Origin of the sequence: Streptomyces sp. NPDC088733, from assembly GCF_044751185.1 — a bacterium.
GTDB lineage: Bacteria > Actinomycetota > Actinomycetes > Streptomycetales > Streptomycetaceae > Actinacidiphila.
The window spans coordinates 1-16,972 of the sequence record NZ_JBIVLH010000038.1 but is presented as its reverse complement, the minus strand read 5'-3'; the positions used below and the strand labels follow the sequence as shown (position 1 = coordinate 16,972).

General features: G+C 72.7%; 13 protein-coding genes, 1 tRNA gene and 1 pseudogene. 9 read left to right on the top strand and 6 right to left on the bottom strand.

Features of this window, described 5'->3' with window-relative positions:
• Positions 1 to 52 precede the first annotated feature (52 nt).
• Both ACIP64_RS38785 and ACIP64_RS38780 read left to right on the top strand, forming a co-directional pair.
• Positions 53 to 1,447, top strand: a complete 1,395-nt coding sequence (locus ACIP64_RS38785) for a Kelch repeat-containing protein (protein ID WP_401596833.1) — start codon at positions 53 to 55, stop codon at positions 1,445 to 1,447.
• Between the two features lie 122 nt (positions 1,448 to 1,569).
• Positions 1,570 to 1,995, top strand: a pseudogene (locus ACIP64_RS38780) (MarR family winged helix-turn-helix transcriptional regulator); the annotation flags it as partial.
• A gap of 467 nt (positions 1,996 to 2,462) precedes the next feature.
• Here the strand turns inward: ACIP64_RS38780 and ACIP64_RS38775 are convergent.
• Entirely contained in the window at positions 2,463 to 3,371 is a 909-nt protein-coding gene (locus tag ACIP64_RS38775; RefSeq protein ID WP_401596830.1) for an aldo/keto reductase, read from the bottom strand.
• Positions 3,372 to 3,517: 146 nt separating this feature from the next.
• Here ACIP64_RS38775 and ACIP64_RS38770 point away from each other — a divergent pair, with 146 nt between their 5' ends.
• The 6 genes from ACIP64_RS38770 to ACIP64_RS38745 all read left to right on the top strand — a co-directional run bounded on the left by ACIP64_RS38770 (position 3,518) and on the right by ACIP64_RS38745 (position 8,879).
• Positions 3,518 to 4,414 (top strand): helix-turn-helix transcriptional regulator, encoded by an 897-nt coding sequence (locus tag ACIP64_RS38770; RefSeq protein WP_401596827.1) that lies wholly within the window; start codon positions 3,518 to 3,520, stop codon positions 4,412 to 4,414.
• A 151-nt stretch (positions 4,415 to 4,565) separates the two neighbouring features.
• Positions 4,566 to 5,555, top strand: a complete 990-nt coding sequence (locus tag ACIP64_RS38765; RefSeq protein WP_401596824.1) for an ABC transporter permease — start codon at positions 4,566 to 4,568, stop codon at positions 5,553 to 5,555.
• Between the two features lie 438 nt (positions 5,556 to 5,993).
• A complete protein-coding gene (locus ACIP64_RS38760) occupies positions 5,994 to 6,539 on the top strand; it encodes a hypothetical protein (RefSeq protein ID WP_401596821.1) in 546 nt (181 codons plus the stop codon).
• 271 nt (positions 6,540 to 6,810) lie between these two features.
• Positions 6,811 to 7,497: a hypothetical protein gene (locus ACIP64_RS38755; protein ID WP_401596818.1), complete on the top strand. Its 687-nt coding sequence runs from the start codon at positions 6,811 to 6,813 to the stop codon at positions 7,495 to 7,497.
• A gap of 33 nt (positions 7,498 to 7,530) precedes the next feature.
• Positions 7,531 to 8,094, top strand: coding sequence for a SigE family RNA polymerase sigma factor (locus tag ACIP64_RS38750; protein WP_401596816.1), 564 nt, complete (start codon positions 7,531 to 7,533; stop codon positions 8,092 to 8,094).
• The gene (locus ACIP64_RS38745) at positions 8,091 to 8,879 is read left to right on the top strand and encodes a hypothetical protein (RefSeq protein WP_401596813.1); all 789 of its coding nucleotides are present in this window, start codon (positions 8,091 to 8,093) and stop codon (positions 8,877 to 8,879) included. The genes ACIP64_RS38750 and ACIP64_RS38745 overlap by 4 nt, the downstream gene beginning before the upstream one ends.
• 33 nt (positions 8,880 to 8,912) lie before the next feature.
• On the opposite strand, the gene ACIP64_RS38740 is transcribed toward ACIP64_RS38745, so the two are convergent.
• From ACIP64_RS38740 to ACIP64_RS38720, 5 genes are all read right to left on the bottom strand, one after another.
• The gene (locus tag ACIP64_RS38740; RefSeq protein ID WP_401596811.1) at positions 8,913 to 10,886 is read right to left on the bottom strand and encodes a S9 family peptidase; all 1,974 of its coding nucleotides are present in this window, start codon (positions 10,884 to 10,886) and stop codon (positions 8,913 to 8,915) included.
• A gap of 70 nt (positions 10,887 to 10,956) precedes the next feature.
• Complete coding sequence (locus tag ACIP64_RS38735; protein ID WP_401596808.1) at positions 10,957 to 11,883, bottom strand: hypothetical protein; 927 nt, start codon at positions 11,881 to 11,883, stop codon at positions 10,957 to 10,959.
• Between the two features lie 178 nt (positions 11,884 to 12,061).
• Complete coding sequence (locus ACIP64_RS38730) at positions 12,062 to 12,616, bottom strand: hypothetical protein (RefSeq protein ID WP_401596806.1); 555 nt, start codon at positions 12,614 to 12,616, stop codon at positions 12,062 to 12,064.
• Between the two features lie 212 nt (positions 12,617 to 12,828).
• Positions 12,829 to 12,925 (bottom strand) — tRNA-OTHER (locus tag ACIP64_RS38725).
• 77 nt (positions 12,926 to 13,002) lie between these two features.
• The gene (locus tag ACIP64_RS38720) at positions 13,003 to 14,241 is read right to left on the bottom strand and encodes an IS256 family transposase (RefSeq protein ID WP_401596803.1); all 1,239 of its coding nucleotides are present in this window, start codon (positions 14,239 to 14,241) and stop codon (positions 13,003 to 13,005) included.
• Between the two features lie 533 nt (positions 14,242 to 14,774).
• Here ACIP64_RS38720 and ACIP64_RS38715 point away from each other — a divergent pair.
• A complete protein-coding gene (locus ACIP64_RS38715; protein WP_401596939.1) occupies positions 14,775 to 16,817 on the top strand; it encodes a PA14 domain-containing protein in 2,043 nt (680 codons plus the stop codon).
• The last annotated feature ends 155 nt before the right edge of the window (positions 16,818 to 16,972 follow it).

Genomic DNA, 16,972 nt, shown 5'->3' with positions numbered 1-16,972 from the left:
CTCCCCTTGGGGGCAAGGCAGTAGCCGCGCCCCGCCATGGAAGAGGTAATCGATGAGGCGCATCCGACGGTCCGGGTCCGGGTCGGGACCCCGGTTCACGACCGCCCCGGCCGGCCATTCCAGGCGCCGCCGGCGGCTCGCCGGGCTCGCCGGCCTTGTACTGGCTCCGCTCCTCGCGCTGGCGCCCACGGGCGCCACCGCGGACGGCGTGTGGCTCGACACTCCCCCGCTGCAGACCCCGCGCGCGGGTCTTGCCGCCGCACCCGCTCCCTGCCCGCCGGGCCTGCGGCAGACCTGCGTGTACGCCTTCGGAGGCGTCACCCCGGACGGGCTGACCCACACCGTCGAGGCGTACAGCCCCGCCACCAACGCCTGGGTCTCCCTCGCCCCGCTGCCCACCGCACGCACCGGGCTGGCGGGCAAGGCGGCTCCGTGCCCGGAGTCCGTGAAGAAGAAGACCTGCGTGTACGCCATCGGTGGCTCCGTCGATCGCGTTGCCCAAGCCACCGTGGAGGCCTACAACCCGGCCGCCAACACCTGGATCACCGTCCGCCCGATGCCCACCCCCCGCAGGGATCTGGGCGCGGCCCCGGCGCAGTGCCCCAAGGGGTACGGTCTGCGCGGCGCCTGCGTGTACGCCGTCGGCGGAAGCACGGACGCGGACCCGGCAGTGGACACGGTGGAGGCCTACAGTCCGGCAACCGGCACCTGGGCAAGACTGCCCCACCTGCGCACGGCGCGCACCCGGCTCGCCGTCGCCTCCGCGCCGTGTCCTGAAGCGCCGGGGCTGCGCGGACTGTGCGTGTACGCGTTCGGCGGGCGGAACGCCGCCGGGTTCAGCCTGCCGACGGTCGAGGTCTACAGCCCCGTCACCAATGCCTGGATCAGCCTGCGGCCGATGTCCGTCGCCCGCGACAGCTTCGCCGTCGCGCCGGCGCCCTGCTCGGACGGACTGCGTGGACGGTGCCTCTACGTCTTCGGCGGCGAACGAAGGGACACGGCGGTGACCCTCCTCAACTCCGTCGAGGAGTACAGCCCCAATGCCGACACCTGGTCGATCCTGCCTCCGCTGCGGACCGCTCGCGATCTCCTCGCGGTCGCGTCCGCGGCGTGCCCCAAGACGTCGAAGGGCGTCTGCCTCTATCCCCTCGGCGGGTTCACCACCGCCGGTCCTCCCTTTCTCCTCACGGACTCTGCGGAGGCACTCGACATCAAGCACGAACTCGCGCCGGCCCGACCGGCCTTGGGCGAGCGTCCGTACGGCGGTGGCGGCGGGAAGCCCGGCGCCGCGCAGGGCGGATGGGAGCAGGGCGGCCGCCCGGGCGGTCCCCAGCAGGGCTCGCGTGACCAGCGGTCGGACAGCCGCCCGGACAACGGCCGTGCGGACGCGGGCGTGAACGATCTGGACGACGCCGGCACCGGCCGCTCCGGGCCGCTCGCGGGCTGACGGGAACGGGAAGAGACATCCTTCGGGCCGGCACCCTCCCTCGGTGCCGGCCCGAAGTCCGTGCGGTCACGGCCTCCGCGAATTAGTAGCCATGGAAACAATGTCCGTGTACAGTATTTGCCATGAAGCCCGACTACACGCCCGGCTACCTGGTCTGGCGCCTGTCCATGAAGTGGCGTGCCGCCGTCGACCGCGCGGTCGGCCCGCTCGGCCTCACCCACGCGCAGTACTCGCTGCTCGCGTCGCTGTACGGCATGACCCGCGGCGGACTGCGGCCCAGTCAGCGCGAGCTCGCCGACCACACCGGGCTGGAGCCGATCTTCGTGTCGAAGCTCGTCCGCACCCTGGAGGCCGCCGGCCTCGTACGCCGCGAACCCCACCCCGACGACGCGCGCGCGGTCCGGCTCGCCCTCACCGACGAGGGCGCCGACGCGGCCGTCCGGGCCGTCGACGTCGTCCGCGAGCTCCACGAGGAGCTCACCGCACCCCTCGGCGGACTGGGCTCCGCGTCCACCGCCGAACTCACGGACGCCCTGCACGCCCTTCTCGGCACCGACGACCGGAACAGGAGCACTCCCATGACCCGTACCCCCTCCCCGCTGACCGGCCAGGACATCGGCAGCGCCCACTACTCCACCCGCGCCGTGCTCGACGTCCTCCTCCAGCGGAACGGGCTCGACTTCGGCCAGTGGGTCGCGCTGCGCACCCTCGTCACCCGCGGCGAGCCCCTCGGCCGCCCCGAGCTGGAACGGGTGCTGGCCGACAGCCTCGCCTTCGCCCCCGACGCCCTGGGCACCCTCGCCAACCGCCTCACCGGCGCCGGGCTCGCCACCGCCGACGCCTCCGGCACCCTCGCCCCCACCCCCGAGGGCGAGTCCCTCCACACCGCGATCACCGAGGCACTCGCCGACATCACCGACCGCATCTACGGCGACCTGGACCCCGTCGACCTGGCCACCACCCAGCGCACCCTCGCCCGGATCTCGACCCGGGCCCGCGAGCTCCACGACGCGCTCTAACCCGCCGCGGCCTCGGGAACCAGGGCGGTGACGGCCCGGATCTCCTCGGGCGTCAGCACGAGGTCCCGCGCGGCCAGGTTCTCCCGCAGGTGGCCGATGCTCGTGGTGGCGGGAATCGGCAGCATCGCCGGCGAGCGGGCGAGCAGCCAGGCGAGGGCGACCTGCGGGACGGTCGCCCCGTGCCGGGCCGCGACGGGCCCGAGCACCGCGCGCAGCGCCTGCGGGCCGCCGGTGTCGGTGGCCGCGCCGGGCGGCGTGAGCGAGACCGGCTGCCACGGCACGAACACCGCGCCGGCGGCCTCGGTCGCCTCCAGCAGGGCGGCCTCGCCGCGGGCGGCCACGTTGAAGTGCGCCGTGACAGCGGCGATCGGGGCGATCGCACGCGCCGCGGCCAGCTGGGCGGGGGTCACGTTCGACAGCCCGATGTGGCGGATCAGGCCCTCCTGGCGCAGCGCGGCGAGGGTGCCGACCTGCTCCTCGAAGGACGCGTCCCGCGCCCAGCCGCTGTGCAGGTAGTACAGGTCGATCCGCTCCACCCCGAGCCGCCGGGCGCTGGTGTGCACGCACTGCCGCAGATAACTGGCGTTGCCGACCGCGCCGATCGTCGACAGGTCGGGTCCGCCGCGGACGAAGCCGCCCTTGGTGGCGATCGCCGGCCCGTCGCGGTACGGGTGCAGCGCCTCGCGGATCAGCTCCTCGTTGGTGTGGGGTCCGTAGACGTCGGCCGTGTCGATCAGGGTCACGCCCGCCTCGACGGCCTGCCGCAGCAGCGCGACCCCGCCCTCGTGGTCGGGGTACGGCCCCCACAGCTCAGGGCCGGTCAGCCGCATCGCGCCGTAGCCGATCCGGCCGACGGGCAGGTCGCCGCCGAGCAGGAGCGTCGATCGCTGTGCCGTGGTGCTCATGGTGTCCGCCTTCCGCCGGGCCCCGCGCCGGTCGCGGGGCCTCCGGGAACCCACCGTCGTGCCGCCGGCGGCGCGGTGCCAGGGAGGACCGTGCCTGTGCAGACCGGTACCAGGCACGCGGCCGGGCGGAGCCGGACACTGGATCCATGGAGCACCGTGGTGACACCTCCGGCGGGAACGAACTGGGCGACTTCCTGCGCGCCCGGCGCGCCGCCCTCGACCCGCGCCGGGCGGGACTGCCGGACGACGGACGGCTGCGCCGCGTGCCGGGACTGCGCCGGGAGGAGCTGGCCCAGCTCGCGCACGTGAGCATCGACTACGTCGTACGGCTGGAGCAGGGCCGCACCCGGCGGGTGTCCCGCCCCGTCCTCGACGCGCTCGCGGACGCCCTCCGGCTCGCCCCCGACGAGCGCGCGTACCTGTTCGCCGTCGCCGACGTCGCGCCGGCCGCCGCGGCACGGCAGCCCGCCGCGCAGACGGTCGACCCGCAACTGCTCCAGGTGCTCGACGGCATGCGCGACGTGCCCGCGCTGGTCCTCGGGCGCCGCCAGGACGTACTGGCCTGGAACGCCGCCGCGACCGCCCTGCTCACCGACTTCGCCGCGATCCCGGCGGGCGAGCGCAACCTGATCCGGATGACCTTCCTCGACGAGGCCTACCGCGCCCTGTACACCGACTGGCCGGCCGCGGCCCGGGACTGCGTCGCGGTCCTGCGCATGGAGGCCGGCCGGCACCCCGACGACCCGGCCCTGGCCGCGCTGGTGGGCGAACTCACCGCCCGCGACCCGGACTTCCGCACCTGGTGGGACACGCACCGCGTGCGCGGGCCCCGGCAGCTCACCAAGACCTACCGCCACCCGGTGGTCGGCCCGCTCACCCTGGACGTCCAGCAGCTGTCCGTCGCGACCGCCCCGGACCAGCTCCTGGTGGCCTACACCGCCCAGCCCGACTCGCCGTCGTACGAGGCGCTGCGCTTCCTCCTCCAGTGGTCCGGGCGCGCCGGGGAACGGTCCCCGCAGGGCGGCCCCAGACGCCAGGCATAGGGATTCGGGGGCCCGCGGCCGCGGTGGCGACCGCGGAACCCGGGCAGTAATTTGACTCACGACAGCCTTTCGCACCCTTTTCACGGGAAGGGCATCCCGGACCGGGCGGCGTAAAAGGAGCGGCCGGAATCGCGGAGGGTGCGATGCGCGTATGAACGCGGAACGCGAGCCGGCCCGTTCGCGTTTTCTGCCGGCGTTCGTCCTCATCCCGATCCTGGCCGCCATGGCCGGGCTCTTCGCCGGCTCGTACAGCTTCGCCATGGCGCATCCGACACCGCACCGCGTGCCGATCGGCGTCGTCGACGAGGCGGCCGCCGTGGACACCTTCCTGACCCGCCTGGACGCCGGGCTCAGCACCCAACTGGAGGAGCACCGCTTCGCCACGCGCGACGCGGCCGTCGCGGCCGTGGAGCGGCAGCACATCTTCGCCGTGCTGCAGGCGGGGCCCGGTGGCAGGGGCGTCACGCTCGAACTCGTACCGGCCGCCGGTGCCTCGGTGGCCCGGGTCCTGGCGGCCGCGGCACCCGGCGCCGCCGCACAGGCCGGCGTACCGCTCACCGTCACCAGCCTCAAGCCGCTGCAGCCCGGCGACCCGCAGGGCCTCGCGATCTTCTACATCACGCTGGCCGCCATCATCATCGGCTTCGTCGGGTCCGGCCAACTCAGCCTGCACGCACCGGCGCTGAGGCCGCTGGAGCGTATCGCCGCGATCGTGGCCTTCTCGGTGCTCGGCGGGTTCGCGATCTGCGCCGTCGTGGACTGGGGCCTGCACGTGCTGCGCCTGCCCTTCTGGGAGTCCTGGGGCATCCTGACGCTGACGATGGTGACCTCGGCCCTGGTCTTCACGATGTTCCACATCCTCTGCGGCCGCTGGGCGATCCTGCCGACCTGGGCGCTGATGGTCCTGCTGGGCAATCCCTCCTCCGGCGGCGCGGTGTCCTGGCCGCTGCTGCCGCAGCCGCTGGGGGCCATCGGGCGCTGGCTGCCGCCGGGGGCGTCGGTCAACGCCCAGCACAACGCGATCTACTTCTACGGCCACCAGTACGCCTTCCCGTTCCTGGTGCTCATCGGCTGGGCGCTGCTGGCCGTGGTGGTCTTCTGGACCTGGCGCTACCGCAGCCGCCCGAGGACGTCGTCCTGAGGCCGAGGCCGCGTCCCGGAATTCCGGGACCTGCCTTCGGCGCATTTCCTCCCCACCGGGAAATCCCCTCCCGCGCATTCGCCGAGGCGCCTTTCCACGTCCTGCCCCGCGGAATTCCGGCACCGTTCCGGGGCAGTGGGGCCGTGCGCGCGGACGTGCCGCCACGGTGACCTTCGCCACGCCACGCACGCCCCGGGACGCGGTTCCCGTACGGGCGACATGCCCGGAATGCCGCACCGGCAGGGGAATGCGGGGTCCGGGCCCGGCCGCCCCGCCCGCGCGAGGCGAGGAGCGGCTGTGAGCCACGTCCTGTCGGCACCTCCGGGACCGCCCTACGCTGGCCTGCCAGGCGCGCCCCCCGTGGGCGCGCCAGTGCTCGCGACCGCAATGACGCGCCGGCAGAGGACCACGGCGGGCACCTGTGAAGGACGGTTCACGATGCCCGCTGATCTCTCGCCATTCATCACCGCCGCCACGCGCTGGCTGCTCTCGGCGTTCCCGCCGGCGGCCGGCGCGCTCAACCACGCCCTGGCCGAGGCGCAGGCGTGGCAGGCGGCCACCATCGCGGCCGCGCTCCGCTACCCCACCTCGCTCGACGCCGAACTGCTGGCCGTGCTCGGTCCCGGCGGCTCCGGCCGGCTGGACGCCGTCACCGGAGCCGACGTCCACCCGCCGGCGGACGACGACCAGGTCTGGCGCACCTGGGTGGACGAGACGATCGTCAGCTGGGCCGCCTGCCTGCTCGCCGACGTCGAGCTCGCCGCGACCGCGGCGGCCTGCCTGGCCGCGACCCACCACGGCGCGGGCGGCTCCGGCGACGTGGGCGACGCCCGCCGCCTGACGATCCCCAGCCCCCGCGACCACAGCGCGGCCCCGCTGCTCCGCCACCCCGATCTCCTCGGCCCCATCGCCGGCCTGCACCGCGAGAGCCTGCTCGGCCTCCTCCACGCCGACCCGACGGGCGACCCCTCGCTGCGGGCGTAGGCCGTACGCCGTCGGCCGGCCTTTTCCGCGTCAGCTCCCCCCGCGTCCGGCGGACTTCGCACGGGCCGGGCTTCCGCGTGCCCGGGCGCAGAACTTTTCTGTCGTACGGGGCATGCAACCCTCCGCGCAGTTTTGGGAGTACCTAAGGACGGACGTCCCCGCGGCGGCCACCACCCGGTGGCCGCCGCAGGCCGGCGCGCGGGCCCAGCGCGCCGGCCGTCGAGGACCGCCCGGCGCGGTGCCGGGCACCGGTTGCAAGGAGAAACTGCCCATGGCTCTCAGTACTGCAAGGAAGGCAGGCGTGGCGGCCGTCATGGCCGCCGCGATCGGCGCGGTCTCGTTCGGCGCCTCCGCGATCGCGGCGCCGTCGGGCCCGGCCGCCCCGGTGCCGGCCACCCACCGGGCCGCCGCCCCCGCCACCGCCCAGAAGGCAGCCACCGCCCACCGGCAGGCGCCGCGGGTCGTCACCCAGCTGATCGGCAAGGGGCGCGTGGACGGCCAACGCTGGTCCGTGACCCTGGAGTTCCACCCCACCCTGCCCAAGGGCTACACCCTGCCGACCCGTCCCGACGGCAGCACGGTCCCCGGCGACGCGCTGCTGTGCCAGCGCATGTACATCGGCGGTGTGCGCATCGACCACCAGGGCGGCCCCTGGAGCGACTGCCAGGCCGTCACCGGGGCCAACGACCCCCAGGGCAGCGGCAGCACGGGCCTGTGGGGCCTGCACGACAAGGGCACCACCGGCACCCGCCTGATGGTCGCCAACCCCGAGGCCGAGGTCGCCTACGGAGTGCTCCACTTCTCCGACGGCACGCGGGTGCGGGCGAACACCGTCGCCGTTCCCGGCACCGGCTACCGCGCCTGGGCCGCTCCCATAGCCGACGGGAAGACCATCGAGGCGGTCGACCAGTTCGACGCCCACGGCAAGCGGCTCAGCCACGACACCTACTGGCGCTGACACCCCCGAGGCGAAGGACGGACAGCTCCTGCTGTGCAGCCACGTGACACCAGGGCCACCGACAGCGGACCCGACGCGGAGTTCTCCCGCTTCGTCGCCGCCCGCTGGCGATCCCTGACCCACACCGCGTACCTGCTCACCGGCGACTTCCACGAGGCGGAGGACCTGGTGCAGACGACGCTTGCCCGGGTGTACCCGCACTGGCACCGGCTGCGGCCCGAGTCCGCCGAGCAGTACGTACGGCGTGCGCTGGTCAACACCAACCGCAGCCGGCACCGCCGCCGCAGGATCGCCCATCTGCTTTTCGCCTCCGTGCCCGACACCCGCCCCGTCCCCGACGACGGGGCGGGCGTCGGCGGCGTGGAGGGGAACGACGCCCTGACCCGCATGCTGTCCGTGCTGCCCGAGCGCCAGCGGGCGGTCGTGGTGCTGCGCTACTGCGAGGACCTGTCCGCCGAGGAAGTCGCGGACGTCCTCGGCTGCTCGGTCGGCACCGTGAAGAGCCAGGCGTCCCGGGCCCTCGCCAAACTGCGCACCGACGCCGGTCCCGTCCAACCCCACCCCCGTCCTCCCGGCCGCCCCGTGGAGGCGCGATGACTCCCGACCCCGAGCAGGAGGACCGGCTGCGTGCCGCCTTCGCCCGCTCACGCGACGCCCACCCCTCCTCACCGCCACCCGTCGAGCGCATCCTGACGGTCGCGCGCACCCGCAGGCGCCGTGTGCGCGCCGTGACCGCCGCCGCGGTGGCCGGTGCCGCGTGCGTCCTCACCGCGGCCCTGACGCTGCCGTTCCTCGGTCCGCACCCCTCGACCGGGCCGGCGCACACCGCTTCCCCCGCCGCGAGCCCCACCGTCACCGCCACCGGGACGCCCCGTACACCGGACACGGTCACCGTCCGCGTCGCCGAAGGCGTGACAGACAGTCAGCGATGGTCCGTGGCCCTGGAGTTCCATCGCGCCATGCCGAAGGGCTACACCCGGCTCGTCCTCCCCGACGGCACGACGGCGCCCGGCGACGCACTGCTGTGCCAGCGCATGTACATCGGCGGCGTGCGCATCGACCACCAGGGCGGCCCCTGGACCGACTGCCAGCCCGTCACCGGCACGCACGACCCCCAGGGCAACGGGAACACGGGCCTGTGGGGCCTGCACGACAAGGGCACCGCCGGCACCCGCCTGGTCGTCGCCAACCCCGAGCGGGAGGTCGCCTACGGAGTGGTCCACCTCTCCGACGGCAGCCGGGTCAAGGCCCCCGTGGCCACTGTTCCCGGCACCGGGTACGGCGCCTGGGCCGCCGCCGTCCCCGACGGGCGGACGATCACCTCGGTCGACGAGTACGACGCCCTCGACCACCGGCTCGGCCACTCCACCGAGTGGCGCTGAGCCGGCTGGCGAGGACGCCTCCGGCGCAACGGGTCAGGCCGGTCCGCCGCTTCCGCCCGCAGGACGCCCCTCCGGGCCGGGGCCGCCCAGCAGGCGGTCGAACCACGCGCGCGTGCGCCGGAGCAGATCGAGCTGGTGTGCGCGTTCGGCGATCATGTGGCCTTCGCGCGGGTAGGTGACGAACTCGTGCTCCACACCGAAGTGCCGCAGCGCCCGGTGGAAGAGGACGGCCTGGCCGATGGGCACGTTGGTGTCCTCCTCCCCGTGCAGGATCAGCACCGGGGTGCGGATCCTGGACGCGTACGAGATCGGGCTGACCCGGTCGTGCGGGTGCGGGCCGGGTCCCTCCCAGCCGACGCTGCCGCTGACGCCGGACTCGTTGGCCGGGCCCCACTCGCCGGTCGCGGCGAGCATGCCCCAGTCGCTGACCCCGGCACCCATCACCGCGGCCTTGAAGCGGTCGGTCTGCCCCACCGCCCAGGCCGCCATGTACCCGCCGTGGCTCCAGCCGCCGATGCCGAGCCGGTCCGGGTCCGCGACGCCCTCCGCGATCAGCAGGTCGACGCCCTCGGTGATGTCGGTCCACTCGCCGCCGCCGGCCGCCCCCGCCGCCATGGCCGCGAAGGTGTGGCCACGGCCCTCGCCGCCGCGGGGGTTGGGCAGGAAGACGGCGTAGCCGGCGGTCGCGAGCCACTGCCCCGGAGGCAGGTCGATGTGGAACTGGAACCCGTCGGCGTACCGCCCGTACGGGCCGCCGTGCACGAGGGTGACGAGCGGGAACGGGCCGTCCTCGCGGCTCCGGCCCGGCGGCAGGAGCAGCAGTCCGTCCAGGGCGAGGCCGTCGGACGCCTTGTACGACAGCCGTTCCTGACTCCCCCACGCGACCTCCCGCAGGTGCGGTCTGGTGTCGCTGACCCGGGTCAACGGGCCCACGGGAGGCCCGGCGTGGACGTCCTTCGGCTCGTGGGCCGTGCCCGCCAGCACGGCGATCGTCCCACCGGACCGGCTCACGCTGAGCGCGTGGACGATGCCCTGCCTGCCGAACAGCCGCCGGAACCGCAGGTCCCGCGGGTCGAGCCGGAACAGCGCGGTGTCCAGGCCGTCGGCGAACAGCGCCCAGGGCGGGCCGTCGGCGGCCTGCACCAGTTCGGTCGGGCAGACGGCCGTGTCCGCCGTCAGATTGCGGTGCTCCGCGGCGGGTCCGGCCTCCGGAACGGCGACGTCCAGGACCGCGCGGCCGCCCACGGGGCCGGGAGGGGTGGTGGTCAGGTAGGCCAGGTGCCAGCCGTCGTCGGCGGCCCACCAGGTCGGCGAGCAGGCATCGAGCCCCGCGGGGCCCAGGTCGTGCACGGCCCCCGTCGCGGGGTCCACGACGTGCAGCTCGGCGGTGAGCACACCGGGATCGATGTCCGGGTTCGACCAGCTGACCACCGCCAGCGGGCCGCCGTCCGGGCGCTGCGCCATGTGCACGACGTGCCGGTCGTCCAGCCCGTCCACCAGGCGCAGTTCACCACTGGCGAGATCGAGCAGCCGCAGGCGCGCGCAGGGCATCCGTTCGCCCCACACCACGGCGTCGTCCCCCTCGGCCTCGCGGCGTTCGTCCTCCGCGTCCGGCGCGTCCCCCGCGATCACGGCGACGGTCCGGCCGTCGGCCAGCGGCACCTGGCTCGCGATGCCGCCCGGCCAGGACGTCAGGATCTCCACCTCCCCGCCGTCGACGGACACGCGGTGCAACTGTCCGCCCGACGTGAAGAACACCGACCCCGCATCCGGCGCCCACCGGGGACTGCCGTACCAGCCCGCGCCTTCGGTCAGCCGCCGCGGCGCCGCGCTCCCGTCGGCGGCCGACAGCCACAAGGTGGTGAACGGGCGCTCCCGGAGGCCGACCGTGCTCGCCAGGAAGGCGACCGCGCCACCGTCCGGCGAGACCACCGGAAACCGCGGCGCGACACTGTCCACGATCAACTCGGCCGACGGCGCCGATGCCGTCCCGGGTATTTCGCTCAACTCGCCCACTCCGTCCGTCCGTAACAGCCCGACTGCACGCGACCTTCCTAGCGTTCGGGCGGTGCCGCCGTCAGCGACCCGGCCGAATGCGTGTTTTGCGGCGGCGCGCGGGCGCCAGGGGTGACGGTTCCCAGGACAGGCGCGACCCGCTGGCACGGGCGATCGCGCGCAGATGGGGGCCCGTGTTGCCGACGTACCAGGTGCTCCGTTCCGTACGCGGCCAGACATAGGCCGGAACACCGTCGTCCAGCAGGGCGGTCAGCCGCGGCTGTTCCAGCGACTCGGCCGAGAACGCGTAGAGCGCGGGCAGCCGCGGGACGATCAGCCCGTAGTCGAGCATGCGGGCGAGGGCGTGCTCGTCGAGGACGGTCGCGTCGACGGGCGTGGTCACCGGGTAGTCGGGCGGGAAGGACCGGCCGAGGTCGAGGAACATCCGCACCGCCCGGTGACGCGGGTCGGCCAGCAGGGGCCCGAACGCGGCCGCCCGGCCGAGCGCGAGTCGCGGCCGCACCAGCATGGCGTGCGTGAACAGGACGCGGAGCAGCGCGACGTTCATCATGAACCGCTCCACCCGCGACTCGGCGGCGGCCAGGTCCTCGTGGCGCAGATAACCGGCAACGATGCTCGCGTTGTGCGCCCGGTACCAGCGGCCGGGGCCGGGCGCGCGGATGAAGTCCACCCAGAACTCGACACTGCGGGAGCCGGCGGCCGTGCCCGGGGCCGCCGCCCCGCTGGTCAGCAGATGGGCCTCGGTCTTGTCGCGCAGCAGGCCTTCGTTCACGGCCCGCCACCAGGGACTGCCGGGCCGCTCGGACGTCTCGGGCGCGAGCACGCCGCGGGCGAGCGACCAGCGCATGAAACCCAGTTCGGCACAGCCGTACCGGCGCCGGGGCCCCGTCGCGAGCCGGTAGAACTCCTCCGCCAGCGCGTACCGCGCGGCCGGATCGTCCCGTACGCGCGCGACCCGCTCCTCCGCGCGTGAGGCCGCGTCAGCCACGGCTGCTCGATCGGATCTGCGTCATGCGGAGACCTCGGTGCTCGCTGCGGGACCGGAACGTCACCGTACCGCGAAGGGGGCTCCGCCCTCTCGGTCCGACAAGTCCGGGCGACCTCCGTTGCGGGGGCTCCCTTGGTCGCTCACGTTGCCGACTTCGTCGCATCCGCGGAGCGGACCATCACCACACGATCAGGTCTGCCAAGGTTCGCCCAGAAGCCGCCCGGGCCCTTACCCTCGTCGTCGCCCGGAGGGGAGCCGGCCTGCGATCGCGTCCGCGCACAAGTGGTTCTCCGGTGTCCCAGAACCTCCACTCCGTCGCGTAGACCTGCCCCGCGTGTACCCACTCGCACCGAGCCACCGGCCTGCGCAACACGGTTTCGAACCATGAGGCTGCCCGCTCAGCCAGTTCGTCGGGAGTGCCCACCGCCTCAATCGCAAGATCCGTAGGCTCGTCCGGCAGAAAGTGCAGCTGATTGTGAAGCCGGTCGCCCTTCATGGACCCGTCAGTCACATGGACGCCGACCTGGAGCAGCGACATCGCCCGCTCGTCATCCGACAGTCCGACGCAGGCGAGAAGCGATTCCTCCTCGGACCGTTCGGCCCAACTGTGCTCATACGGAACGGCCCAGGATTGGGCCAGTTCCTGCAACCTGACGATGAACGCAAGCTCCGCGTCGTCCAGCTCCAGGTCATCAGCGGGGTCATCCAGCATGAACCACGGCGTCCCGGACATGCGCACACCGTAGATCAAACCGCTCACAGACCGGGACCCGGTCGGCGTCAAGGGGCCCCGCGGTCCCAGGTCAGGTGCGGGATTCCCGTCCGCAGGCGCTGGTGGAGAGCGTTCCGCAACGGCACAGAGCAAGACGACGGCCCGCGCCCGCCCGGGCAGACAAAACAGCCCCAGCGCCGCGTCTCCGCAGCTCAGGGGCTGTGTTTCCACTGTGGCGGCGCCAGGATTCGAACCTGGCAGGCAAAGCCGACGGATGTACAGACCGCGCGGCTCATAGCGTCTGAGCCGGCACTTTCCACTGACGCCGCCCCGCCGTCCCGCACCGGCCCCGGTCACGTCCGCTGGAGTGGTGTATCGACGGCCACTCGGTGATCTCTTCTTTGAGGCTATGCGGTGAGTTCGGTCGGCAGGGCGGTGTCGTCGGTTCCTGACTCGATCGGGTGGAGGCGGGCCTTGGCCAGCAGCTCGCGGCCCATGTAGCGGCGGGCCTCGGTCCACTCGTCGTTCTGCTCGGCCAGGACCGCGCCGACCAGGCGGATCACGGCGGTGCGGTCGGGGAAGATGCCGACCACGTCGGTGCGGCGGCGGATCTCCTTGTTCAGTCGTTCCTGGGGGTTGTTGGACCAGATCTGCCGCCAGATCTCGCGCGGGAAGGCGGTGAAGGCCAGCAGGTCGTGCCGGGCGGCGTCCAGGTGTCCGGAGGCTTTGGGGAACTTCGCCTCCAAAGCCTCCTGGACGTGTCGCATCTGAGCCTGGACGGCGTCTGCGTCGGGCTGTTCGAAGACGGTCCGCAGCAGTGTGGCCACCCACGGCTGGGCCGATTTCGGGACCTGGGAGAGCAGGTTGCGGGCGTAGTGGGTGCGGCAGCGCTGCCACGAGGCGCCGGGCAGGGTCGCGCCGATCGAGTCGACCAGGCCGGTGTGGGCGTCGGAGACGACGAGCTGGACGCCGCTGAGGCCGCGGGCGATGAGCGAGCGCAGGAAGGCCAGCCAGCCGGCACCGTCCTCGGCGGTGGCGACGTCCAGGCCGAGGATCTCGCGGTGCCCGTCGGCGTTGACACCGACCGCGACCAGCGCGTGGACGTTGATGATCCGGCCGCCCTCGCGGACCTTCTGGGTCAGCGCGTCGACCCAGACGAACGTATACGGTCCGGCGTCCAGCGGCCGGTTGCGGAACGCGGCCACCTGCTCGTCGAGGTGCTTGGACATGGCGCTGACCTGGGACTTGGACAGTTGGGTGACGCCGAGGGACTCGGCGAGTTTCTCGACCCGGCGGGTGGACACGCCGAGCAGGTAGGCGGTGGCGACCACGCTGATGAGGGCTTGTTCGGCCCGGCGTCGGCGTTCGAGGAGCCAGTGCGGGAAGTAACTGCCGCTGCGGAGCTTGGGGATGGCCAGCTCGACGGTGCCGGCCCTGGTGTCCCACTCGCGCGGGCGATAGCCGTTGCGGTGGTTGACGCGTTCGTCGCTGACCTGCCCGTATTCGGCGTTGCAGAGGGCATCGGCCTCCGCGGACATGAGCGCGTCGGCGAACGTCTTGACCATCGCGCGCAACAGATCGGGACTCGCCGCAGCGAGGTTCTCCTCGGTCAGGGCGTGCAGGGGCAGACTGTCTGGTGCGGTCATCGTGCTGATCTCCTTCGAGCCTTAGACATCTCGAAGATCAGCCGGTGGCCGTCTCTATATCCGGACCCTCACCCCGACGCCAGGACAAACACCCGAATCAGGTGGGAACCCGTACACCACTTCCAAGGACGCAACCCCGGCCCCACGCGTGCGGCCGGGTCTCCGTCGTCGTCCAACCATGTTGATGCCAGAGATAGTTGTCAGGCACCTTCCGATCCGTAGCTCTACGGAGATGGGTCGGCGAAGGCCATACCGGTCGTGCTTCGGCCCTGGAAGACGCCACCCGACAGGGCCGGTTGGTGTGGTTGCTGTACTTCGCTGCTGTACAGCAGCGGCTCCGCAGGCCCGTTGCCTTTCCGGGATCTCGGCAGGTCAGCGCTTTCCATTGACGTCCACCGGTACGGCCGACGTGTGTCGAACGTCCGTCAAAAAATGATGAGCGGGCGGGGCAACCCTGCCTCCGCCTCATGAGTCACACAGGCGTCGCCCGTTTCACATGCTTCCCTTGGTCCAGAAGGGGCCCACTCTCTGTGATGACTCGTACCCGGCTGTCCGCGCTGGCCGCGACGGCGGCGCTCGCCACCACCGGCGGCCTGATCATCGCCGCCCCCGCCTCCGCGGCGGTCACCTGCACCTCTCCCGTCTGGAGGGCGCAGTACTTCGGCAACTCCACCTTCAGCGGCACGCCGAAGCTCACCGCCTGCGACACCGCCATCAGCGAGAACTACGGGTCCGGCGACCCGGCCGGCGTCACGCTGCCCAAGGACAACTTCTCCGTCCGTTGGTCCCTCACCCGTGACTTCGGCTCCGGCGGCCCCTTCCGGCTCTCCGCCGCCACGCAGGACGGCATGCGCGTCTACGTCGACGGTGTGCGGAAGATCGACCTGTGGAAGAACGTCTCCACCACCGCCCGCAAGACCGTCGACCTGACCATCCCGGCCGGCAAGCACACGATCCGCGTGGACTACGTCGCCTGGACCGGCGTCGCCAACGCCGCCTTCACGTACACCCCGCGCACCGAGGCCGCCGTCGACAAGGTCAAGCCGCTCGCCCCGACCGGCCTCACCGCCGCGTACGACTTGAGGACGGCCAAGACCACCCTGCGCTGGACCGCCAACAAGGAGATGGACCTCGCCGGGTACCGCGTGTACCGCCGGCTGAGCGCCACCAACTGGGCCAAGGTCAGCGGGACGTCCCTGCTGACCACCCGGTCCTTCGTCGACGCCCCGCCCGCCACCGGTCAGACCTTCCTGTACGAGGTCCGCGCCGTCGACAAGGCCGGGCACGAGTCCACCGGCAGCCCGGACGTGACGGCGAAGACCGTCGACCGCACCGGGCCGGCCGCCCCCACCGGACTCACGGTCGCCACCGGCGACGGGTGGTGGGACACCCTGAACTGGCAGGGGGTCGCCGAGGCGGCGAAGTACGAGGTGTATGCCTCGTCCGCGGCTGCCGGACCGTTCGAGCTGCGCGGTACGACGACCACGACGTCGTACCGGACCAGCGGCGCCGTGAACACGAACACGTACTATCGGGTCCGGGCCCTCGACGCAGCCGGCAACCCGGGGGCGTACGCGGCGGTCACCAGCGACGGCGTCGACAGGATGCCACCGAAGTCCCCGACGAGCGTCACCGCCATCGCCCGTCCCGGCTACACCAACGTGTACTGGAACCAACCCGACGGCTTCTCCGAGGACTGGGACAACGGCGGGCACTACCGCGTGTACCGCTCGCCCGGCAAGACGTTCGACCCGACCGCGCGCACCCAGGTGACCTGCGTCGCGGAGGAGAGCGACGAGGCGAGCAACGGCGGCAACTGCCACGACGTGGACATGCCCGCAAACACGTACGTGACGTACGCCGTCACGGCGGTGGACCCGTACGGCAACGAGTCGGCGTACTCCGCGCCGGTCGTCGTCCGCACTGGCGACACCGTGGCGCCCGGCCCGGTCACCGGCGTGAAGGTCACCCCGCGCAACGACGGCATGCTGGTGAGCTGGGCCGCCTCGCTCGAGGACGACATCGACGAGTACGTGGTGTGGAAGGGCGTCCGGCAGGCCGACGGCACGGTCAAGTGGCTCGGCCCCGACACCTGCTTGGATGGCACGAGCAACTGGCTCGCGATCCTCTGCGGCAACCTGCCGGACGGCGAGGCGCACGTGTACGCGGTGATGGCCAAGGACCACTGGGGCAACACGCTGCACCCGAGCGACCCGAAGGTCACCGTGGTCGAAGCCACCGAGCTCGACGTCCGGCCGTCCCTGACCGTCACCCGGGACTGGAGCCTCGGCAGCCTGGGCCACAACCGGACGGCCACTCGTCCGTCCGTCGACTGGCAGTGCACCGACACGGCCCGCTGCGCCACGGTCACCGGCTACCGCGTGAGCCGGTGGAACCCGGTGACCAAGGCGTACGAGCCCCAGCACGACGGACTGCTCCCGGCGGACGCCCGGACATGGGAGGACGCCACGGCGACGAAGGGGAACACATACTTCTACACGCTGGAGGCCCTGACGGCCGACGGCGCCGTGGTGGGGACGTACCCCTGGTACACCGTCTTCCAGGACCGCGTCTAGCTAAAGGTCATTGACCTGACACCTTGCCAATTGGGTCTGCTGCACGTTCGGGTGCCATCTTGACCTGCCCCACCTCTCAGGTTCCAGTTTTGGTGGCTAACTGACAGCCCTTCACGGAAGGCTGGCAGTCATGCCTCGTCCCTATCCTCCGGAGT